Here is a 23,297-nt window from a genome sequence, read left to right on the forward strand (position 1 = left end):
AATATATTAACATAATGAAAACGCTATACATATCATCACAAAATCATTTATACAGCAAAAAAAAGGTTTATCCGCCTAAATGAAGTACGGATAAACCTGAACTGTTCTCTAACCTTGTATCCAATCTACCAATGAACGTACCGTCAGCTTGCCTGGAGAAGCTACCTCAAAAGCCGAGCCCCCCCTGCCCAGAGCCCAAAATTCCACCGTTTTCGGAATACCAGGTGCCAGATCCAGATGATTATCGCTGAAAATGCCTTCCTGCTCCGCTGACAGCCATACATGCCTCGCCAGTACATCCGAGCGAAGGTTAAAGCGGCTTCCTCCACTTCCCTGTACTTCTATCACTTCAATATTCGGCTGTGGCAAATCCATCTCTTTTGTATCAGCAAAATAAACTTCACAGGAAGCCACCTGTTCACCGTGCTCTATCAGACGTGCGACCAGCATATGCTCCGCAGGGTTCTGTCCATTCAGCCATTTGTCGGCAGGCAGTATATGTACCAGCCCCGCTGCGTTAGCTCGCTGCTCTACCTGAATTTCCTCTTCATGGATGGTCTTGCTGTCCCGAATCTGCAAAAGCGTCAGCCGCAGCGTGCCCTGAACAGGTTTTAGCGTATCGTTGACAATATGCAGCTCCTTATTACCCTGATCCGTATCCGCCACGCTCAGCAGCACATCGGCAAAGCTGCGCTTAGCCGTATATTGCAGCGCCTTCCAGCGACCAAAATAGTCCATACTCGACCAGGATGCAACGGGCCAGCAATCATTCATCTGCCAATACAATGTGCCCATACAGTAAGGCTTGCGACGCCGATGGGCCTCGATTGCCATTTTCATCGCTTCCGCCTGTAAAATCTGACTCATGGGAAGAAAAGCTTTAAAATCCTTCGGCTCCCGCATGTACCGTTCCATATATTCTTTAATCAGGCGATTGCCTGCCCCGTTCTTCTGATGCGCCAGCATTACTGTTGATTCCAGCTCCAGCTCATTCTCTTCTGCATAGAAGCGCACGGACTTGTATTCGGGAAAGGACTGAAAGCCATATTCACTCATAAAACGCCCCACATGCACATGGTAATTTTCAAACGGCTCAGATGCGTGCCATACGCCCCAGTAATGAACATCCCCCGCCGTCGAAGACGGATGAGCATGCTGATTTCGGTCACCAGACAGGCCGATCAGTGGAGACGAGGGCCAATATGCCGTCTGCGGGGACCAAATGTGTACCACTTCCGGTAAAATCCGGTGGAAAAGTGTCTCATAATCAGACCACAAGCGCTCTCGCTGCGCTGGCGTATAATCCTTTTTCCAGCCCCAGCCCCCGTTCTCCTCATAATGCGCCCAAGCCGAATCAATCTCATTATTGCCGCACCATAACGCGATACATGGATGATTGCGCAGACGCTTGATGTTGTCCTCCGCTTCCTTAACCACATTGTCCAAAAAAGCTTGATCTCCCGGGTACATACTGCACGCAAACATAAAATCCTGCCATATCAATAAACCGTATTCATCACAAAGCTCGTAAAATACGTCTTCCTCATAAATACCGCCGCCCCAGACCCGCAACATGTTCATATGAGAGGCGGCAGCGCTAGCAATCTCATGCCGATACCTTTCCCGTGTCACTTCAGGGGCAAAGCTGTCATTCGGAATATGGTTGGCTCCCTTCGCAAACACTGGAACCCCGTTCAGTTCAAAATAAAAACTCCCTCCCGCCACATCCCGTTCACGTACAAGACGAATCGAACGCAAGCCCGTCTTCACCGTTTTTTCCGCGATTACAGCTCCTTCATCCCGGTGCACAAGCTCGGCTGCAAACGTATATAGATGCGGCTCTCCAAGTCCCCGGCACCACCACAGTTTTGGCTGCTCTATATACAATTCCAGATCCACCGTTTGCCTTCCCTTCAGCAAACGAACAGGCTTCGACCACTCCCTGCCGTCAGCGGATATACGCAGATCGGCTTCTCTGGTCTCACCCGCATTCTCAATCTCTGCCACAGCCGTGAGTCTGGCTCCCTCTGCACTTATTTCATCCTGCCGGATAAACAAGTCTCTAACGATAAGACCAGACCATGCCTCCACGCGCACCTCTCTCCAAATGCCACTCGTCACCAGCCTCGGCCCCCAATCCCAACCGTAATGGTAAGGAGCCTTTCGCGCGAAGACACTTACCTTTTTGTCCGCCAAACCACCCGCTTCGGACTGATCATTCGGCGCAGGAAGAGCGTAACCTAGTTGTTCCAGCTTGGGCACATCCTCAGCTATTGGAGAACGGAACGCGATTTCCAGCCGATTCTCTCCCTGTTGAACCCATGCCTTCACATCCCGTCTCCACATCCGAAACATATTGTTGGCCGACAAAACGGGGTGTCCATTCACCTTTACCTCCGCATACGTGTCCAAGCCCTCCAGCACCAGTTCTACACACGGGCACTGAAGCTGTTCCACACTCATTTCAAAATGGGCTTCGTATATCCAGTCCTGTTTGTCAATCCATTGTACCTTCTCCTCGTTCGTTCCGATAAAAGGATCAGGAATTTTGCCATGTCGTAAAAGGTCCGTATGCACACATCCCGGTACCTTTGCGCTAAGCCACTCATCACCTTGTGCTTCCCTAAACCTCCAGTTATCCAACCCTGTCACATTGAACATCGTCACAAGCCTCCCTATAAGGATGATTGGGAACATCTTGACTCCTCTATAAACATAACAAAAATAACATTAAGCTAACAAATTAGTCAAATCGTTTTTTTGTAAAAAAACAAATTGAAAAACAACAAAGAAAAGTCGCTCTCGGCCAAAAAGGCTAAAAGCGACTTTTTTATCTTCCCCATGTACGGAGCTCGATCATCTACATCTGGACATCAACTATATTTGATTGTACTAATCGGGTGTTCATGATCATCATTTCCCTGACTGAGCCGCGGCGCATACCCCTCCCGTACGACTAGCTCCGCGTGCAGCAGCTTTTTCTCGACGGGAGAATCCGGGTTGGTTATACGCCATAGCAGTTGATCCACCGCACGCATTCCCAGTAGCTCCTTATCCACTCTCACCGTAGCATAAATCGGCATCTGCTCGCTCGTATCGTCAAAACCGGTCACCCCGCAGCGCCTGGGGACGTCAATACCCTTTTGTTTGAGCGCATCCACCACTTGCCCGGCAGTCACATCATTCACACATACAAACATCTCCGGCAATTCATCCTCGGTCAGCTTGCCCAATTCCTCGGCAAGCTTCTGCGCTCCCATGTGGAGCAAAGCTCCGTTTTGCTTTAAGTCTATTCCTCCAAGCTCCAGTGTGGAGCGAAAAGCTTCCCAACGTTCATAGAAACTGTGAGCATCGTCGATATTTCCGACAAATTGAAAACGGGTATAGCCTCTGCACAGCACATTTCTCATGAGTTCACCCATGCACGTGCGGTTATCCGTGAACACCGTATCGCTTAAAAACGCAGAATCCCAATGATCCACCATGACAACCGGAATGCTCATCCGATAAATATTCAGCAATATTGAAGTGGAAATGGACCCCACCGTGATAATGCCCTTGATCGCCTCCGGATTCAGCAAAGAAAACATATCCTCTGTCGAAGGCTCCGTTAACGTGAGCATGTTCATCCCCTTTCGGTTCAGACGCTCGGAAATACCTTCAAACACAGGACCCCAATACCTGGATTCTCTGTTCTGGTGCCGTATATTCGGAAATAACACCAGCACAGTGCCCGACCATTCCCCGGCATCCGTGTCCCGAGGTTCCACCCCCGTTGTCTTTGGATGATTGCGAAAATAGCCCATCTGGGCAGCCAGCTTGACCAACACTGCCCTCGTCTCCTCACTTACTCCGGGCTTGCCGGACAATGCACGCGAAACAGCGAACTTTGAAACGCCCGCCGCATCCGCAATTTCCTGCAACGTTACTTTTCCACGCATCTTCTCACCCAACCCTATTCGGAATCTTTTTTCTGCCTCTACCTTTCCAATACATGGGCGTACTAATAAACTGGTATCATCGTAGCACACTTTGTTTTAGATCATCAAACGATAGATTTGCACAAATCCACACCATCCACCAAAATATGTTTGCATAATAAAAAAACAAACACATAACAAATCAACAGAAATGACTTGACGGAAGGCTCGCTATTTCCTACAATTTACTATTGAAAGCACTTACATTATGTAAATCATACTTATAGAGGGGGATTTTGCAGATGTTCAAAAACAGGTCGGTACGACAAGGCTCCATCCTGCTCCTAGCTTTGCTGCTGCTCGTGACAACGGGCTGCGCGAACGGAACAGGCGGTACGGCAGAAAAGGAAAATCCCGATGACACCAGTCCTGTTACACTTACTTTTTTTGGTGGTGACGCCAGCTCCAACTGGAATAATATGAAGGATGCAGTCGGGCAGGAAATCATCAAAAAAACGGGCGTCACACTGAACGGGGAACATGCCGTCAATGGCCGGAGTGAGGAAAAGTTTGCTTTGATGGCTGCCAGCGGAGAGTATCCTGACCTGGTCTACCCCAAAAGCGATGTCGGTAAGCTGGTCGATGCCGAGGCACTCATTGACTTAACCGACCTGATTGACAAATACGGCCCCAATATCAAGAAAGTGTACGGAGATTATTTTAACCGTATTAAATATAGCCATGACGACCCTGCCATCTATACGATCCCAACCAATTTGGGTGTAGATCACATCGCATTTGACGCACAAGCCGGGTTCGAAATCCAGCATCAGGCACTTGAGAAGCTCGGCTATCCGAAAATCCGCACTGTTCAGGATTTTGAAAAAGCGCTCAAGGACTATGTCGCCAAATACCCCACCACTAACGGTCAGCCTACCATCCCCCTCTCCCTTGATGCCGAAGATTGGAAAATTCAAATTACCGTAACCAATCCGGCAGTTACCGCTACAGGCGGACCGGATGATGGAGAGTATTATATCGACCCCAAGACGCATAAAGCCATTCTCCACTACAAACGCCCGGAAGAACGGGAATATTTTCGCTGGCTGAATCACATGTACAACGAAGGACTGCTGGATAAGGACACATTTGTGCAAAAAAGCGATCAATACAAGTCCAAAATCGCCGCAGGCCGTGTAATTGGACTCATCGATCAGAAATGGAACTATCAGGATGCCGAAAACGCACTCAAAGCGTCGGGCAAGGATGAATTTACCTACGCGCATTTCCCGGTTACGTTAAGCGAGAAATACGAGGACCATTCCCTCCAGCCGCTCGGGTTTGATGCTGCATACGGGATCGGAATTACAACCTCGTGCAAAAATCCCGTGCGTGCCATCAAGTTTCTGGATTTTCTGGCCTCCGACGAAGGACAAATTTTGCGCAACTGGGGAATCGAAGGCCAGCATTACAATGTAGAGAACGGCAAACGAGTTATTCCGGCCGATGTGCAGCAACGTAAAAACACCGATAATTCCGCTTTTACGAGAGAGTCAGGCATCGGTTTGTACTGGATATGGGGGCCGCATTACGGTGACGGCATCAAGGACCCTTCCGGCAACTACTATACGACGAACTATCCGGAGATGATTACCGAAAATTACAGCCCGGCCGAAAAAAAATCCCTGCAAGCATACAATGCTCGAACGTGGAAGGACCTGTTCCCGAACGAGAAGGATTTTCCGGTAAAAGAATGGGGCGCCGCCTACAACATGCCCGTCCCGACCAATACAAACTACAATGTCATTTATCAGAAGTCGCAGGACATTGTGCGCAAACGGATTCCCGAAGCTGTACTCGCCAAGCCGGATCAATTTGATGCTGTCTATGACCGCATGCTCCAAGAGCTGGATCAGGCAGGTGTGCCGAAGGCTGAAGAAATCTACACCGGTCTGATCCAAAATAGGCTCAAGCTGTGGAACGGGGAAAAATAACGATCAAATAAGCTGAACTTAAAAGTTACCTATCGTGCCACTACGCAGTCGGATGGTGCTTGCCATCGCCACCGCCCCCAGGTTCCTTGAATAATCATATAACTAGGATAGAAATCCGGGGACAAAAGCGACCGCTTCGCTTGTACAGCACCATTCCGCCTACTCCGTTTTGATGCTTATTTTTTTAAAGTCAGCTTATAGTTCGAGTTTGGCTTATATGTATGAAAGATTACAGGGCTGACAGCCTAATGCTGTTCAGCCCTTTTACATTGAACGTTCTGTTTCGTTCCATATATACATGACACGATGATGACTGTCTGTTTCCCTACACGTTCTGCGAAGATTCCGTCGTTTGCTCCGCAGCCTCATACTCACTTCGCAAAATCCCTATCTGAATGATGTCATAGTATTGTCCTTCCCTGAACAGCTTTTGCCGCAGCCGACCTTCCTCCTTGAAGCCGCAGGCCAGATAGCAGCGATATGCACGCTCGTTGTATGCATAGACCTCCAGCTCCAGTCGATTCAGGTTCAGTGTATGAAATACAAATTTCTGTAATAGCCGGATCGCTTCACGTCCGTAGCCTTTGCCCAGGTTATCATCGCGCCCAATCACAATGCCGAGCGTGGCGTGCCGATTCAACCAGTTGATTTTAAATAAATCCAGTTGTCCGATATAATCCAGCGTGTCTTTATGCGCAATAACAAAGCCCTTCAGTACGTAGGCTTCGCTATTCGTCTGAGAATGAGGATAAGTAAAAACATCGCTCAAACCGCATGTAATATCCGGGTCATTGACCCATTTTCGTATTTCCGGTATATCCTCCTGACGATACTCTCTCAGCACGATGCGTTCCCCAATAATATGCGGCATAGTACATCTTCCCTTCGGTTATGTATGGGTATACCTAGTATGGCATCAAACGACCCTGAATCCATAAATCCATTTCCCATCATTCATATTCCCCCTACAGTAAAAGGTAGATTTAGCACAGTATCTCCTATTGACAAATCGTACATCTTCGTCCTTCAAAACTCCAGTACATTTGTAAAATTCGCACGAAAAAAAAGTTATTCCGCTTATCCCGCACCCCGCTTGGACTTGCCCCCAATCCTTGTGCCCAACCTTTTAAAAGTGATTGACCTCACCTATATATAGATATAAAATAGAAATCGTACTCTAAATATAGTGTATAACGCGTATTTTACACATATATCTTGAAAATACAGATATGGAAGTACCGATATAAATAGGCGTTAAAATTTTGGCGAAGCACAGCCAGCAAGGGTTTGCGAATCTTTACAGGATTTCGAGCCTTGGGCAGATGCCGTTTTGCCAAATGTCAAGGAGGATGAATACAATGCTGATTGCTTATGATTCCAAGACCGGCAATGTAAAAAGATTTATCGGGAAGCTCAAGCTTCCGGCGGTCCAAATCCAGGAGCAAATGACTATAGAGGAACCATACGTACTCATTACATATACAACGGGGTTTGGACAGATACCTGAGAAGGTATCTTCCTTTTTGCAAAAAAATGCTCAAAACCTCGTGGGTGTGGCTGCCAGCGGCAACCGTAACTGGGGCGAGAGCTTTGCCAAAAGCGCGGATTTGATCTCCGACCATTATAACGTGCCTGTCATCAGTAAATTTGAATTATCTGGAACGTTCGGCGATGTAGAGCGTTTCAAACAGGAGGTGAGCCGAGTTGCGGCATATTGAACTGAACAACATGTTGATGAAACGCGATACAGATGGCTTTTTCCAATTGGAAAAGGACCAAGAGGCTGTAGACGAATTTATGAAGGAAGTCGAAGAACGGAGCTTGAAGTTTGCGGATACAGCGGCTAAAGTGCTCTACATGATTGAGAATGATTATTACGAAAATTTCTATAGTAGCTATACAGCTGACGAAATTAAGGATATTTTCCATATCACTCATAGTTATAATTTTAAATTTCCTTCCTATATGGCAGCATCCAAGTTTTATACGGATTATGCAGTGAAGAGTAATGACCGTAAGGTTTATCTGGAGCACTACCCTGACCGGGTGGCGGTCGTCGCCCTGCATTTGGGACGCGGTAACGCCGATACGGCGCGCCTATTGTCCCGCTCGATGATGGAGCAGCGTCTCCAGCCGGCTACGCCAACCTTCCTGAATGCAGGCAAAAGCCGTCGTGGAGAACTGGTATCATGCTTCCTGCTCGAAATGGACGACTCCCTCAACTCGATCAACTACGTGCTGAACACTTGCATGCAGTTGTCCAAAATCGGCGGCGGTGTCGCGGTCAACCTGTCGAAACTGCGGTCACGCGGTGAGGCGATCAAAGGTGTAGAAGGCGCGGCTAAAGGAATTATGCCTGTGCTGAAGCTGATGGAGGACGGCTTCTCCTACGCGGATCAGATGGGTCAACGTAAAGGTTCCGGCGCAGCATACTACAACATTTTCGGATGGGATGTACTGGAGTTCCTGGATAGTAAAAAAATCAATGCCGACGAAAGAGTGCGCCTGAAGACACTCTCCATCGGACTGATTGTACCGAACCGCTTTTATAAGCTGGCTCAGGATAATGAGCCGTTGCATGTATTCGCTCCTTACAGTGTATACAAGGCCTACGGTACCCATCTGGACGATATGGATCTGGATGAAATGTACGATACACTGCTCGCTGACGACCGGGTGAAGAAAAAGGTAGCGATGAGCGCGCGTGACATGCTGACCAAAATTGCCATGATCCAGTTGGAATCAGGCTATCCATACATGATGAACAAAAGTAACGCGAATCAGGCACATGCTCTTAAAAACGTGGGCCAGGTTAAAATGTCAAACCTGTGCACAGAAATTTTTCAATTACAGGAAACCTCTGAAATTACAGATTACGGCCAACAGGATACAATCCGTCGGGATATCAGCTGTAATCTGGCTTCTCTCAACATTGTAAATGTGATGGAGCATGGCAAAATCCGCGAATCCGTTCACGAGGGGATGATTGCCCTAACCTCGGTCAGCGATATGACCCAAGTCGCGAACGCGCCGGGTGTTGCCAAGGCAAACCGTGAAATGCATTCTGTCGGTCTGGGTGTCATGAACCTGCACGGCTACCTTGCCAAGAACAAAATTGCTTATGAAAGCAACGAAGCGAAGGATTTTGTCCGTACCTTCTTCATGACGATGAACTATCACTCTTTGGAGAAAAGCATGGAAATCGCCCAAGCGGCCGGACAAAGCTTTTATGGCTTTGAGGAATCGGATTATGCGACTGGGGTGTATTTTGACCGTTATCTGAATACCGATTACCGTCCGACAACGGCACGCGTACAAGAGCTGTTCAACGGCATCTATATTCCTTCTCCCGAGGATTGGGACAAGCTGAAAGCAGACGTGCAGAAGAACGGCCTGTATCACGCGTACCGTATGGCGATTGCGCCGACGGCCAGCATTTCATATATTCAAAATGCGACGTCCAGCGTGATGCCAATCGTGGAACAAATTGAAACACGTACCTATGCGAATTCGACGACCTATTATCCAATGCCTTACTTGCAAAGAGATAATGTGTTCTTTTATAAATCCGCGTATCAAATGGATCAGTTCAAAGTGCTTGACCTGATTGCAGAAATCCAGCCTCACGTGGATCAAGGGATTTCGACCGTGCTTCATGTGAACAGTGACGTGACTACACGCCAATTGGCGCGTTGCTATCTGTATGCTGCTCACAAAGGACTCAAATCGTTGTACTACACACGTACCAAAAAGCTGTCTGTAGAAGAGTGCCTCACCTGCTCGATCTAAGACCGTGCTCATAAATTAACATTAGAAATCCATATGGATGCTTTTCATTAGAAGCTGTATCCAGCGCGATGTTCCGCCCTTTATGGGTTGGGACACGGCCTCGCGGATGCAGCTTCCGTATGTCAAGCATATGATGATTCGCCTACATCACCTTATTGTGACTCTAGGAAATCTCGGAAGCTGAAGGGAGAATGCTAAACAATGACAGGTATACAAGCTGTAAACTGGAATCGCTCGGACGATGATTTCACACTGATGTTCTGGAATCAGAACATTATGCAATTTTGGACGGATGATGAAATTCCGCTGTCCGATGATAAAATGAGCTGGGTCACCCTCAGTGATATTGAAAAAGATGCCTACATGAAGGTGCTCGGCGGCTTAACGCTGCTGGATACGATTCAAGGCGGCGTAGGTATGCCGCAGATTATGGAGCATGTGGATGGGCTGCAACGCAAAGCTGTACTGAGCTTTATGGCGATGATGGAGCAAATTCATGCGAAATCGTACAGCAGTATTTTTACAACCCTGGCTTCTACGGAAGAGATTGACGGTGTATTCCGTTGGGTAGAGGAAAATCCGCACCTCCAGACCAAGGCGGAAACCATTCGTCAGTATTATATGAATATCCACACACCCAAAGACCTGTATCTCGCGATGGCAGCGTCGGTGCTGTTGGAAAGCTATTTATTTTATAGCGGCTTCTTCTACCCTCTCTATCTGGCGGGTCAGGGTAAGATGACATGCAGCGGAGAAATTATCGACCTGATTTTGCGGGACGAAAGTATTCACGGTGTTTATGTAGGTGTGCTGGCACAGGAGATTTATGCAGAGCTGGACGAGGAAGAGCAACGGGATCTGTACCAGACGCTGGTAGGGTTGCTGCGCTACTTGCACAATAACGAGGAGCAATACACCGAGCAAATTTATGCTCCTATCGGGCTGGTGGATGATGTCAAAGTCTTCTTGCGCTACAACGCTAATAAAGCCATGATGAACCTGGGCTTTGATCCATTATTTGAAGAAGAAGAAGTCAATCCGATTGTGTTCAACGGCATCAGCACCCACACCAAGCAGCACGATTTCTTTTCTAAAAAAGGAAACGGCTACGTGCGTGCAATGAATGTGGAGCCATTGACAGATGATGATTTTAATTTTGGCGTATAAGCACAAATACGTGAAATTAATTTAGCAAGGTGATACTATGAAGAGCCATCCGCATGCGGATGGCTCAGACTGTAAACAAATAGGGTTTCAGAACTTGTCCCTAAGTTCTGAAACCCTATTGCCTAAAGAAAGTAGGTAGTTTACATATTTACATACGTTTTCTTATATAAAACTGGTATTGCCGCTGCTATAAGGATCATACCCATAAAAGCGGGTGCGGCATGACCAAGTGATACATAGATTTGACCTCCAATGATAGGCCCAATCATTCTTGCTAAAGCCTGAATAGATTGACTACCTCCTTGAATCCTTCCTTGTTCACTAGAATCGACAGACTTGGAGAGCATCCCATTGAATGAAGGCCCGAAGATCGAATCACCAAAACCAAATATAAACATGCCAGCGATAAAAAGAGGATAGAATGAGAACAAAGTAGATAGCGCAATAAGACTGTAGCCTATAATCTCCGAAACCATTCCAAGAATGGCTATCTGTTTATCACTAAGTTTTCTCAAAAGCTTTGGCATGATGAAACCTTGTGAGATGATGTCTTGGACACCCATAATTGAGAACATAAGTCCGATTAGTGCAGGCTTCCAACTGAAAGTATCCATTGTAAATTGTGAAAAAACGGCCTGTAAAGATCCGTTGGGTATCCAAAGTAAGAACGCTGAGATAAGTAGCCTGTTTAAGTTTTTCATGGAAAGCAGGTTTGCAAGCTGTATGAATGGATTAAGTCTTACAAAAGTAATTTCTTTCAGTCTATGTTTCTTGTCAAGGCTCTCAGGCATAAAAAAGAATCCATATATAACATTCACTAAAGTTATGATTGCTCCAAAATACATGGGTGCAGAATAATCAAACTTGGCAAGTAATCCGCCTAGAGTTGGGCCAATGACGGTGCCTACACCTACAACCGCACTCACCCATCCAAAGTATTTGGTTCTCTGTTCTGGAGGAATGATGTCTGCAAAATATGCGAAGATCGTGCTTATGCTCCCGCCTGTTATACCCTCTATTATGCGCCCCGCAAATAGTACCCATAGAGCTCCTCCTATGCCAAAAACCAAGTACCCGATTGCGGAACCCAAAAGGCATACTAAGAGCAATGGACGACGGCCATATTTGTCACTCAGAGCTCCAAGTACGGGGGCCGCAAAAAACACGCAGAAGGCATAAACAGAGGTCAGCAGCGTAACAACGATAGCTTGTTCTCCCGGATTGCTTATATAAGGCTGTACTAAGAATGGGACGACAGGTGCTATGATACTGAAGCCTATTCCGCAAAGAAACACAGAGATAAGACCGAATATTAAAGCGTGTTTATCTACGGTTTGTTCTGTGATCTGTTCATTGTGTGATCTAAATTTGAACATTAAATTCTCCCCTCAAAAGCTGTGGTTTTATTTCCTTGGAAACATTCTCATCGTATCGCGACTTTGTTTCCTTGTCAACAAAATAATAACGATAAAAAGGCAGCCTGTTCTCAATAGAGCCCGGCTGCCTGTGGTTTCATTTTCATTATTCAAATTTATTCCGACTTAATATCTACACCCAGTTTCTTTATTTCTGCATCCAAATGCCTATTATAATTTTCCACGAAGTTAAGCATACTGTCAAATTGTTCCTCGGTTACCTGCTCAAATACGACTTTATCTCGCTCTTGAAACTCTTTGTGCAGGTCCTCATGGATTTTATAAATTACTTTCCCTTGCTCCGTAAGCCTAAAATAGATTTCTTTCTTGTTATCCGACTTCTGGTAGCTTTCGATAAGGCCTTTTTTTATGAGCTTCTTCGTTATTTTACTTATGGCACCGCGAGTCATATAAAAGGACTCCGCAAGTTTTGTCACATTGGAATCTACATTTTTTTCAATGTATTCGATGCAATGTACTTCAGAAGGCTTATAACCCTTAAGACTGTCTTCCATCTTATCCTTATTAAGCCAAACTATCTTGTTATATAAGTCCCTGAAACCCATTAAGACCTGTTCTTCTTTGTTCATGTCCTATCCTCCCACCCGTTGGTGCATTACAATATTATATTAAATTTTTGTTTCCAGTTCAAAAATATTAAAATAATTTATTTTAGGAATTGAGCTATACGTGAAAAAAGAGAGCCGAAAGCGTCTAAGCATTCAGTAAATAAACCTAATCCACTAAACGGCAAACAGGGTAAGAAAGATATCACTCCCCAGCTTTATGTATGTATATTTATTTTTCAGACGAGGACATGCACGCAAAAAAACGACCAGATCGCTAAAGTAGCGAAATCGAGCCGCTTTCCATTTCTTAAGACCGAGCCTCTGTGAACATTTGAAAGGTGACACCAAACTTATCTGTTACATTCCCATAAGCTGGACTAAAATGGGTTTCCTGCAAAGGCATTCCCACCCGTCCTCCTTGCTGTAGAGCATCAAACATTTTTTGAGCTTGCTCCACACTATCGGTTGTAATACAGATGCTCACCTGATTCCCGCTGTTAAACGGTGATCCGGGAAAGGTATCAGAAAACATAAGCTCTGTCTCACCCACTTTAAGGGTAGCATGTCCAACACGTTCCTTGACCTCTGCGGGAATGGGAAAATCGGGGTTTTCCGGCATTTCCCCAAAGGTTTGAATAAAAAGCAGTTGAGCATCCAATGCCTCTTCATAAAATTCGATTGCTTCTTTTGCATTTCCATCCATCGTGATGTAAGGAATCAAACGTTTGGACACCTTCAACACAGCTCCTTTAATTTGAGGTGATTAACTCAGCCATTTCTCCTGTATTATATACAAAACTTGTCAAGAAAAACAAATCTGTATTCTTAGCTTTCATGCATTTGAACGCCAAGCTGCTTTAGCTCCTTTATCGCTTCCGTAACGTCACGCTGTGGATGAAGCGCAGAGATCATCTGTGTAGTGATCGGAACACCGTTGAAAATCTGGCTTACCACCTCTAGAGAAATCACCAACTCATAGCAACTTTCAGCCCAATCCTGATATTCCTCCGGTGTAACTATAAGTTTCCCCAGTAAAAAGGAAGCACCATCATCATACGCCTCGGGGATGTTCACGTTGCCCATACGCCATGCCGTATCTCCTGCTTCCCTCCACATACAAAAGGTAACATCCTCCTTCTCCAGCGCTTCGTCTTCCAAAAGCTCCATCATATAATCAGGCACACCGTCATACATGCCCGGCCAGACCTCATATTCGTCTCTCGCATGAGGACTTACAGGGGATTCGTGGTCAAAACCCTTCAACAGCACACCTCCACACGTCCACAACATATGAATCGTATCTCCAGCGCCGTTGTTCACCTCCCCCATACACATATCACCAGACCCTACGTGCTGCATACGATACGTGCGTAACCAATCTTCGGTAGACAATATAATGTCCAGCGCTGACAACAGCATCATTCTGTCTTTTAAACCATCCGGCGTTACTTGTGCTTCCAGCATCATATCCTTCATCATTCCTCCACCTTGTCCATGCGTACTAAGAATTCATCTGTCCCTGCCTATATCTTTCAAGCCTCGCCTGCTCAACCATCTGCCGAATGAATGGTCCTTTGGCTTCGGTATACGCTGCACGGTCATATTTAAATGGGTTCGCCAAATCTTTTTTTAAAGTATCATACTCTCGCAGACTATCAGGATACGCTTTTAAGTAATCTCTGAACAATAGATGGTTTTCCCAATGCTTACCTTTATACTTGTAAATATGCAAGTGATGAGTCCCAGCTCCCCATTCTCCACGGCGAAAGAAAGCTCTCTCTGGAAAATCTGGCTTATGTACATATTCATATTGAATACCTAGTAAACGCTCTCGATGTTCGGATTGAAGACTTGCCAGCTCTTCCACTCCAACCATAATATCAATAATAGGCTTAGCTCCGAGATTAGGAACGGACGTACTACCGATATGCTCTATGCCAACACATACACCTCTGAGAGTCACTACAATTTTCGCTCGCTCTCGCGTATACTCTTCCGCCCACTGCGAATCATACCCGGATATCTCCACCTGCGAGGACATACATGAACACACCTCCACTAGTTTTCTAAAAATGCCTTCTAATCGTGCTTGGCACAAATCAGAAGGCATTCTCTTGTTCAAATTAAAAATCATTCAGCAACTCCAGCCCTATTATTCGGCTTCTCAATCACGATCAGACAGGTACTGTCTGGCAAAGGAACCGGCTCTCCCTGCTCATCGGTAAATTCAATACGCCCGGCCAGCGCTTCCGCATAGCCCTCCTGCAAATAGTGACGACTTTCACGAATTATTGCCTGCGATCCAAGCGTGCGACGAATACACTCTTCATACTGTGAAGGAGTTAAATACCCAAACTGCTCCTGCACTTCATGCACATAAGCTTCTGTTCCCCACGTGTAGGTGTATAGAAATTCCATCGCATCGTTCACAGGCAAAATAGCCTCATGCTCACTCACACGCTCCACTTCAATGTCGCGACCTGTAAAATCTTTGGCATATCGCAACAGCCATTCCATTCCGTCCGGTTCCAGGAACCGGATTCGTCTGCGCTGTTCTACCGGTTCAGTCATAATGCCGTCACGGATAATGATCCGTCCGCCCGGTGCCAGCACACGATAGGCGCTTTGCAAAGCAGCCTCTACCGTATGCAGATTGAATCGGGTTCCATCCCGTTCGATGTAAGAATACAGCTCATGGAGAATGGAAGAGAAAATGACCGTATCCATGCTCCCCGGCTCTATAAATTCCTCCAGTTGGAGAGCATCTCCTTTAATAACATCCCAGCGGTGGCCCTCCAATTGCTTTTTACGTTTGAGCGCTTCAATAACATTCACAGAAATATCAAGTCCCAGCGGCTTCGCGTCTGGTATCTCCTGTTCAATCAGGTCCAGCAGCACACCCCCACCCGGTCCGATATCCAGTACACGAGTTCCCGTCACGTAATCCAGAATGACCTTTTTGTAATCTACAGTTAGGTTCATGTCCGTAAGGTACGTCTCCTCATTGTGAAAACGATCATAAGCATCACGTCGCAAGCCGAACAGATCAAACAGCAGCAATATGGCTTTGTCATACAAAGGCGTTTTTTCCGCCTCGATGCAAAAGTCGATCAGCTTCTCAGCCGCAGATGAAAAATGAAAATTGAAAAAAACGGTACTCGGCAGTTCCTCTTTATGCTCCACGATCACATTCAAATGAGGATTATGCTTCCGTTTTCCTTTCAAGATATCCTGCCAGGATAACGCGTGTAAATATTTTTCAATCATCCGTTTTTTATAAACGTTAATTTTCTTGATGCCGCGATAGTCATAATGCATGGTGTTCATGAGCGATTCAAAGCTGATATGACGTACCGTTGCAGGCAATTCCTGTCCCGTACCATCCCGTAACGTGAGCAAAAATACCTTCACCAGCTCCTGAAGCGAAAAATCCTGTAAAGCCGACTCCACATACCAAAGCGTTCTATTCTCCAACGGAGTCAGCGCCTTATCTACATTCAACTCGCGCTCCAGCTCGGCGTAAGCCTGCTCAAATGGCTCCCCTTCATGAATAGAAACCGATCGTAATCTCTCCAGTCGTTCCTTTACACTCCAGGCCACAGGCGCGTTATCCCATGCAATCCAGCCAATCAGTTGCTCCACTTCACTCCGTACCTGCTCCCATAATTCAGGGTCTACCCCGGCGATAATGCACTCGTTCAGCGCCCGTAAGGCAAGCTCCAGTTCCTCGTGGCTTAACCAGCCCTTACGGGTAATTTCCAGCAGCGCCCGATTTTCCGCAAAAGGAATTTCGCCCCGTATATATTGTCCAATTAATCCATGGGTCTCAATCAGAATCCGAGTCATAGTATTGCGGGGAAACACCGGTTTCTCCGCTTGAGCCTGTCTGACGTACAGCTGGGCGGAACCGATATTATGCACAAATAAATTAATGCCCTCCTGCTGCCAGCGCAGCCGTTCGCGAACTGTGCCTCCTTTGGCCGTCTCAGACCAAACCAGCACGTCTTCTAGCAGCTCCTTAATCCAGAAAGACAGCGGAAGCCCGTCCAAAATAAGCAACGTATGCTCCACATAATCCAGTACGGGATTAGCATCCTTTAACTCCCCTATGGAGTGGATGCGTTCCAGATTCACAATACGCTCCTCAGCCGAAACAAGCAGCTTCAGCCAAGTTGGCGTATCCCAGGCCAGATCGTTTTCTTTCCGATAGTTAGCAATGGCTTTTAACGATTGCAGCATTTTTCCTCACCTCGATTGATTCGGATTCGGTATAAACGTGTGATAGGTAAGAGCCTTGTATAAACTACACTTTACCATACATTTGCAGCTTCCACCCCGTGGAAAATATTAAACATTTTTATCAATCCTGCGTTTGACATGCTTGCCAAACGCATACATGACCCCCAGATGCACTTCGGCCTGTGTACATTTATAAATAAACCAGGGCAGGGACGGCACATAATCATGAATCGCTACGACACAAGTATCCGTACCGGGGATGTGCAGAAATTCGAGCCTGCCCCGATGATCCTCTTTCACCGTGGCAAAGGTACTGCGAAAACAAAAAGATATCTCCCAGCCTTACGGCTTAGAAAATATCTTATGACCCTTGTTACTTGCAGTTAATTTATTATTCTCTGCATCGTTCAGAAAGTTGCGGGGCTGCTATGCAACACGTCAACTCCTGTACCATTCGTTTCGCTTATTTACCGGCAGGAACTCCATCCGGTACAGGAATGCCAAAATCAGGCGTTCCGTCCTCATTCCAGTTCAACGGCTGGACACGTGTATGGCGATTCGGGTCATACAGCGGGTCACCCGTAATTTCCTTGTAGTTCCTTGCATGATACACGATAACATCATTACCGTCAGCCCCAACCGTAAAGCTGTTATGACCCGGTCCAAACTGGCCCGTTTCCTCATTCGTGCAAAATACAGGCTGAGGTGATTTCGTCCACGATTTCGGGTCGAGCAGGTTTGCATTTTCGTCCGCTGTCAGCAGTCCCATGCAATAATTGTAGTCGGTGGCGCTGGCTGAATAACTGATAAAGATTCGTCCGTTCCGTTTCAGAACTGCCGCTCCTTCATTCACCTTAAAACCAATGACTTCCCAATCATATTCAGGAGTGGAGATCATCACCTGTTCACCGCGCAGCGTCCACGGATTGCTCATTTCAGAAATGTACAGATTGGAATTACCGACAATGTCCGGGTCCTTCTGTGCCCATACATAATACAAAACTCCATGATGCTGGAAGGTTGTGGCATCAAGCGCGAACGTTTCCCAACGGGTTTTGATCTGCCCCTTTTCCACCCATTCTCCTTCCAGCGGGTTGGCCGAAGCATTTTCCAGCACGAACATCCGGTGGTCGAACAGGCCTTCCTTCGTTTCTGTAGTGCGGGCCGCTGCAAAATAAATGTACCATTTGCCATCAATAAAATGAATTTCCGGTGCCCAAATGTTGGCGCTTAACGGGCCTGTTTCATATTTGTGCCACACGGCGACAGGCTCTGCTGTATTTAATCCCTGAATGGTAAGTGCCCGTCGAACCTCAATGCGATCATACTCAGGTACGGACCCGGTAAAGTAATAATATCCGTCACTATGCTTGTAAATCCAGGGATCTGCACGTTGCTCAATAACCGGATTAATAAAAGGTACAGGTTGATTCATGGTTCTTCTCTCCTCTATATATAAGTATGTAGTTCATACAATTAATCACCGATACGCTTACCCCAGATGGAAATTCCCTTGTCGTCCATCCCTGTAAAAATTAAAGTTTGGCGACCCAGCTCCCAATCCCATGAAGGAAGTAAAAGCAGTTGTTCCTTGGTTCCTTCGGATGTATCGCTCCAATCCATTGTTAAAGTACGCTTGCCGTCAAAGCTCCAGTGGCCTTCAAGCGTTCCGCTGGTTGCCCGACCTCCATCTTCCAGACGAAGCGGTTCAGCTTCCACTTGACCGTCCACTTCCTGCTTCATCACGATGCGTTCCCAACTGCCGGATAATAATCTTTGAGGTATGTCCTGTTCCTTCTCGCCCGCATACCGTTCCGGTGATACGACAGGCCAGCCCTTAGCGGTCCATAATATTTTTCGTACATGCAGATACGGCCATCGCTTATCCGTCTCTCCCCGTGCATGATGCACGATATAATAATCCTCTCCGTCCTTCAGGACGGAATTGTGACCCGGCGCAATCCAGCCTTCTCCTTCGCTGAACCGATAACCGCCCAGTACCTTGTTCCCAATCTCGTATTGGGGTAAATAGCCGGTATCTGCCATATCATGTCCATTGATATCCACATACGGCCCTGTGATCGAATCCGAGCGGGCAACGCGTACATTATAATCCTCGAACAAAGAATCATATGAGACAAACAAGTAATATTTGCGGAATGCGGGATTATACACAATGTACGGCCCTTCCACAGCACCGTTCTCTGTTGCCCGATCTCTGGCGGCAATATTTTTGCCATAGCCGGATTCTTTGAGCTTTCCAGTCTGGGGATCAAGCGGTGTAATATAGATGCCTCCAAAAAACGAGCCGTACACCATCCACGAATTCCCCTCCGCATCCAGCACCGGATTGGCATCAATCGCATTCAGCTTGTCATGCTCCTTCGTTTTAATGACCAGCCCTTCATCCTTCCACGGGCCTTCCGGCGAGCTGGATGTCTGCAATCCGATGGCTGATCGTGTGCTTCCAAAGGTAGAGGCTGAATAATACATCCGATAGGTATCGCCCATTTTAATAACGTCCGGTGCCCACAGATTGGTTGCTGACGACCATGCCTCCGCTTCCTTGGGAATACCAGGCAGTGCATACTGTACCCAGTTCCAGTGAATCAGATCAGTCGATTTACGTACCATAACCCCCGGTCTCAGCTCTCCGCCTGCCTTTACATCCGTGGAGTAGACATAATAGCCGTGATCTGTTTTGATAATCGCCGGATCATGCGCATTGTTAATCGCCCATTGCTGCTCATCGTTTATCGTACTTTGATCATACAAGTGATCGGGAGGCGGAGCCTGCGGGTACACAGGGTCCGGGGTATTATCCCCACAGCCGGATAGGCCCAGCATAAGTAGCATCACCATAACTGTCATTCTCCTCCTTCCTTTACCCATTACATATTCTGATTGCCTTGCATCATTCATCCGTGCCCTCCAGTGGCTACACTTAACCTTTGACACCAGAAATAGCAACCGACTCAATAATCTGTTTCTGGAAGATCAGGAATATAATCAGCACAGGTAACAAAGCGATTATGGAAGCTGCCATAATGAGCGGATAATCCGTCTGAATGGCATAGGTCGCATTAAAGTTCGCTATGACTAGCTGCAACGTCTGCGTTTCCGGTGAATTCAAATAAATAATAGGGGCCAGATAATCATTCCAAATCCCCATGAACCATAAAATAAGCTGCGCAGCGATAGCTGGCTTAATGAGCGGGAACGTAATCGACGAGTAGAGTCGGAAATAAGAGCTTCCGTCAATTTTGGCAGCTTCGATAATGGCATCCGGTATGCTAAGTAAATACTGCCGCAGGAAAAAGATCATGACCACATTCCCAAACAGACCCGGAACGATCAGTGGCAGAAGCGTGTCTACCCAACCGAGCTTGGAAAACATCATAAACTGTGGAATCATAACCGTCGGATACGGAATCATCATCGATGCGATCAGGGCCAAAAACAGTTTGTTTTTATGAGGAAATCTCAGCTTTGCGAATGCAAAAGCGGCCACACTGGATGTAAAAGTACCAATAACGGTAACACTTACTGCTACAATTACACTGTTTTTAATCCCGCTGAGCAAAGGCCCTGCTTCCCAAATCTCCTTGTACTTGCTGAACTGGAACACTTCTGGTATCCATACTGGCGGAAGAGCAAAAACATCCTGCTTTTCCTTAACCGAGGTGGACAGCATCCAGAGCAACGGTGCGATCATCACAATAGCTCCAATGGCCAGGGCAATAAAGATAATCGTATTGGTAACTTTTGTTCTTTGACTATGGGACATAATCAGACTCACTCCTTTCCGCGAAAATCAATCCCCATCAAAGGATGACTTTTCATTCATTTTGAATTGAATCAACGTTACGATAAAAATGAAGATGCCGAGAATCATAGCCATCGCGGAGGCATAGCCCATTTGCAGGTTTTTGAATGCCTTATCCCAAATATAGAAGACGATTGAGGCGGAGGAGTATTCTGGACCACCCGTTGGTGTCATAATGTTCATTTCGGTAAAAATTTGCGAACCGCCAATGATATTGGTTACGACCAGGAAAAAGGTTACCGGCTTCACCATTGGCCATGTAATGTTGCGGAACATTTGGAATCCGCTGGCTCCATCCAGCTCTGCTGCTTCATAATAAGAGCGAGATACACTTTGCAACGCCGCCAGATACAGCAACATGGTATAGCCAAGACCTTTCCAAACCGTCATGAGAATCAAGGCTGGCTTGACTGTATCCTTATCCATCAGCCAGTTAGGACCTTTGATGCCGAACAGCTCAAGAAATTGGTTCACCAGACCATAGTCTCCGTTGTATGCCCAGTTCCACATAATAGAAACGGCAGCCAAAGAGGAAATAACCGGAATATAGTAGATCACACGAAATGTCGTCGTGCCTGGAATCTTACGATTCAACCCCAGTGCTAGCAGTAAAGCTAATACTAGACCGATTGGAATACCCAGCATTAAGAAAAGAGTATTGTACATAGATTTGTAAAAGAGCTCATCGCTAAATAAATCCCTAAAATTGTCGAGACCAATAAAGTTCATTTGTCCCAATCCGTCCCAATCTGTAAAAGAGCCGTATAACGAATAGACAAACGGGAACAACGTAAAGATTAGCAGACCGAGAATAGGAGGAAGAATAAATAAGTATCCATATATCTTCTCTTTGCGGTAGAGATTAGATTTGGTTATCACAGGGCTCACCTCTGTTTCTAATTTGGAATGAAGATGATGCCAGCAGCATCATATCAGCCACTAACATCATCCCTTATCCGCTATTTATGCATTATTTCTGTGATTTTTTCTCTTGCTCCACCGCTTTATCCAGCAGTTTCTGCATCTTTGGTTGCTCCTGCTTTACATAGTCCGCTGCTGTAATCTTACCGTCCAGCACAGGTTGAATATCGGTGAAGAAAATATCGTACCATTCGGCGTTATACGTATAGTTGCCTGGCAATGAGCGACCATAGTCATTCACAATATCAATAAATTCTTGTTTGTTAGCAGGCTTGGTTTTCGTATCTTTGGCCCACTCATCCGCCATATCCAGCAGATTCGGAATTTGTACCTTTGCGTCTACGAGCTGCTTCATTCCTTCTTTGGAAGTCGTCAGATAGTTGACCAGAGCTACAGCTTCATCCGGGTACTTTGTTTTAGAGGAAACACCGATACCCAGAGAACCAATCCATGTTGCTGATTTGCCAGTCGATCCTGCCGGGAATGGCAACAGATCATATTCAAATGGCAGTTTTTCAAATGTACTCATATCCCAAGGACCTACCGGGAAGAATGCCATTTCACCCTTCATCCAGCGTTGATAGGTGTCCAGTGTTTGTGATTGTTCAATACCAGGTGTAATTTTATATTTGTTTTGCATATCAGCAAAGTACTGAAGCGCTTCCGCAAATTTCGGATCATCAATCGTTACTTTGGTTTTGCTCTCATCCAGCCAATCCGCCCCATTGCTCCATACAAAGGCTTGTAATGCCCACTGAACGTTAAAGCCTGTACCGTATTGATCTGGCTTGCCGTCGCCATTTGTATCTTTGGTCAACTCTTGGCTGACCTTGATGAATTCATCCCATGTATACGGTTTGTCTTTATCAGGCAAGGGAATGCCCGCTTTTTCGAACATCGTTTTGTTGTAGCCGAGTGCGAATGGACCCAAGTCCTTCGGCATACCGTAAATATCTCCTTGACCGGCCATTTTACCGTCATAGCGATACAAATCCACACCGTATTTCCAAATGTTATCCAGATTTATATCCTTGTTCTTCTCAATGTAAGGGGTGAGGTCCTTCAGTACCCCACTATTTACATAAGCCTTCACATCTCCAGGGTTAAAATAAAAGACATCTGGAAGATTATTCCCTGTGATCGCAGCTCTAAGCTTTGTCGCATATTGATCCGCTGCTGTAACGACCATTTTAACCTTCACGCCAGGATGTTCTTCTTCAAATTTCTTAATGACTTCCTTATATGCCTTCTGCTCATCTGTTCCGCCACGGAACATGAACGTAAGCTCCTTGCTTCCATCACTACTGGAGCTTCCTCCACTACAGCCAGCCAGTGCAGCAACCATCAACAACAGCACAACCATTGTCATTGCAAAACCTTTTTTCTTTATCAACGCGACCCCTCCTAAATTTGAAATGAAACCGCATACATATAGTGTTAAAATAAACTCATACCAC

Annotated in this window: 19 protein-coding genes; 4 read left to right on the forward strand and 15 right to left on the reverse strand. The window is 46.3% G+C overall.

The features are described from left to right. Positions 1–108: 108 nt before the first annotated feature. Both ACQ4MX_RS04295 and ACQ4MX_RS04300 read right to left on the reverse strand, forming a co-directional pair. Positions 109–2,661, reverse strand: a complete 2,553-nt coding sequence (locus ACQ4MX_RS04295; RefSeq protein ID WP_431089517.1) for a beta-mannosidase — start codon at positions 2,659–2,661, stop codon at positions 109–111. A 212-nt stretch (positions 2,662–2,873) separates the two neighbouring features. Next, entirely contained in the window at positions 2,874–3,941 is a 1,068-nt protein-coding gene (locus tag ACQ4MX_RS04300; protein ID WP_431089518.1) for a LacI family DNA-binding transcriptional regulator, read from the reverse strand. A 281-nt stretch (positions 3,942–4,222) separates the two neighbouring features. Here ACQ4MX_RS04300 and ACQ4MX_RS04305 point away from each other — a divergent pair, with 281 nt between their 5' ends. Then, on the forward strand, positions 4,223–5,914 hold the full coding sequence (locus ACQ4MX_RS04305; protein ID WP_431089519.1) for an ABC transporter substrate-binding protein: 1,692 nt from the start codon (positions 4,223–4,225) through the stop codon (positions 5,912–5,914). 325 nt (positions 5,915–6,239) lie between these two features. On the opposite strand, the gene ACQ4MX_RS04310 is transcribed toward ACQ4MX_RS04305, so the two are convergent. After that, positions 6,240–6,785, reverse strand: a complete 546-nt coding sequence (locus tag ACQ4MX_RS04310) for a GNAT family N-acetyltransferase (protein ID WP_431089520.1) — start codon at positions 6,783–6,785, stop codon at positions 6,240–6,242. Positions 6,786–7,272: 487 nt separating this feature from the next. Between ACQ4MX_RS04310 and nrdI the strand changes: the two genes are divergently transcribed. From nrdI to nrdF, 3 genes are all read left to right on the forward strand, one after another. Further along, positions 7,273–7,632 carry a class Ib ribonucleoside-diphosphate reductase assembly flavoprotein NrdI gene (nrdI, locus tag ACQ4MX_RS04315; RefSeq protein ID WP_134910268.1) on the forward strand — a complete coding sequence of 120 codons (360 nt, stop codon included), beginning with the start codon at positions 7,273–7,275 and terminating at the stop codon, positions 7,630–7,632. Beyond that, entirely contained in the window at positions 7,619–9,703 is a 2,085-nt protein-coding gene (gene nrdE, locus ACQ4MX_RS04320) for a class 1b ribonucleoside-diphosphate reductase subunit alpha (RefSeq protein WP_431089521.1), read from the forward strand. The genes nrdI and nrdE overlap by 14 nt, the downstream gene beginning before the upstream one ends. A gap of 201 nt (positions 9,704–9,904) precedes the next feature. Next, positions 9,905–10,870, forward strand: coding sequence for a class 1b ribonucleoside-diphosphate reductase subunit beta (nrdF, locus tag ACQ4MX_RS04325; RefSeq protein ID WP_149094861.1), 966 nt, complete (start codon positions 9,905–9,907; stop codon positions 10,868–10,870). Positions 10,871–11,010: 140 nt separating this feature from the next. Here nrdF and ACQ4MX_RS04330 read toward each other — a convergent pair whose 3' ends face one another. From ACQ4MX_RS04330 to ACQ4MX_RS04385, 12 genes are all read right to left on the reverse strand, one after another. Beyond that, complete coding sequence (locus ACQ4MX_RS04330; protein ID WP_431089522.1) at positions 11,011–12,246, reverse strand: MFS transporter; 1,236 nt, start codon at positions 12,244–12,246, stop codon at positions 11,011–11,013. A 155-nt stretch (positions 12,247–12,401) separates the two neighbouring features. Next, positions 12,402–12,875 (reverse strand): MarR family transcriptional regulator, encoded by a 474-nt coding sequence (locus ACQ4MX_RS04335; RefSeq protein WP_431089523.1) that lies wholly within the window; start codon positions 12,873–12,875, stop codon positions 12,402–12,404. A 286-nt stretch (positions 12,876–13,161) separates the two neighbouring features. Beyond that, entirely contained in the window at positions 13,162–13,587 is a 426-nt protein-coding gene (locus ACQ4MX_RS04340) for a VOC family protein (protein WP_431089524.1), read from the reverse strand. A gap of 92 nt (positions 13,588–13,679) precedes the next feature. Next, a complete protein-coding gene (locus ACQ4MX_RS04345; protein WP_431089525.1) occupies positions 13,680–14,333 on the reverse strand; it encodes a hypothetical protein in 654 nt (217 codons plus the stop codon). Between the two features lie 22 nt (positions 14,334–14,355). Next, complete coding sequence (locus ACQ4MX_RS04350) at positions 14,356–14,895, reverse strand: GrpB family protein (protein ID WP_431089526.1); 540 nt, start codon at positions 14,893–14,895, stop codon at positions 14,356–14,358. Between the two features lie 89 nt (positions 14,896–14,984). Then, positions 14,985–17,093 carry a class I SAM-dependent methyltransferase gene (locus ACQ4MX_RS04355; RefSeq protein WP_431089527.1) on the reverse strand — a complete coding sequence of 703 codons (2,109 nt, stop codon included), beginning with the start codon at positions 17,091–17,093 and terminating at the stop codon, positions 14,985–14,987. A 108-nt stretch (positions 17,094–17,201) separates the two neighbouring features. After that, entirely contained in the window at positions 17,202–17,393 is a 192-nt protein-coding gene (locus ACQ4MX_RS04360) for a hypothetical protein (RefSeq protein ID WP_431089528.1), read from the reverse strand. Between the two features lie 163 nt (positions 17,394–17,556). After that, positions 17,557–18,528, reverse strand: coding sequence for a glycoside hydrolase family 43 protein (locus ACQ4MX_RS04365; RefSeq protein WP_149094864.1), 972 nt, complete (start codon positions 18,526–18,528; stop codon positions 17,557–17,559). A 41-nt stretch (positions 18,529–18,569) separates the two neighbouring features. Further along, positions 18,570–19,955: an arabinan endo-1,5-alpha-L-arabinosidase gene (locus ACQ4MX_RS04370; RefSeq protein ID WP_431091251.1), complete on the reverse strand. Its 1,386-nt coding sequence runs from the start codon at positions 19,953–19,955 to the stop codon at positions 18,570–18,572. Positions 19,956–20,037: 82 nt separating this feature from the next. Next, positions 20,038–20,880 carry a carbohydrate ABC transporter permease gene (locus ACQ4MX_RS04375; protein ID WP_149094866.1) on the reverse strand — a complete coding sequence of 281 codons (843 nt, stop codon included), beginning with the start codon at positions 20,878–20,880 and terminating at the stop codon, positions 20,038–20,040. A gap of 27 nt (positions 20,881–20,907) precedes the next feature. Further along, entirely contained in the window at positions 20,908–21,798 is an 891-nt protein-coding gene (locus ACQ4MX_RS04380) for a carbohydrate ABC transporter permease (protein WP_134910278.1), read from the reverse strand. 91 nt (positions 21,799–21,889) lie between these two features. Further along, entirely contained in the window at positions 21,890–23,233 is a 1,344-nt protein-coding gene (locus ACQ4MX_RS04385) for an ABC transporter substrate-binding protein (RefSeq protein WP_431089529.1), read from the reverse strand. Positions 23,234–23,297: the final 64 nt, after the last annotated feature.

It is taken from the genome of Paenibacillus sp. 8b26 (assembly GCF_050626875.1).
In the GTDB taxonomy this organism is placed as follows: domain Bacteria; phylum Bacillota; class Bacilli; order Paenibacillales; family Paenibacillaceae; genus Paenibacillus.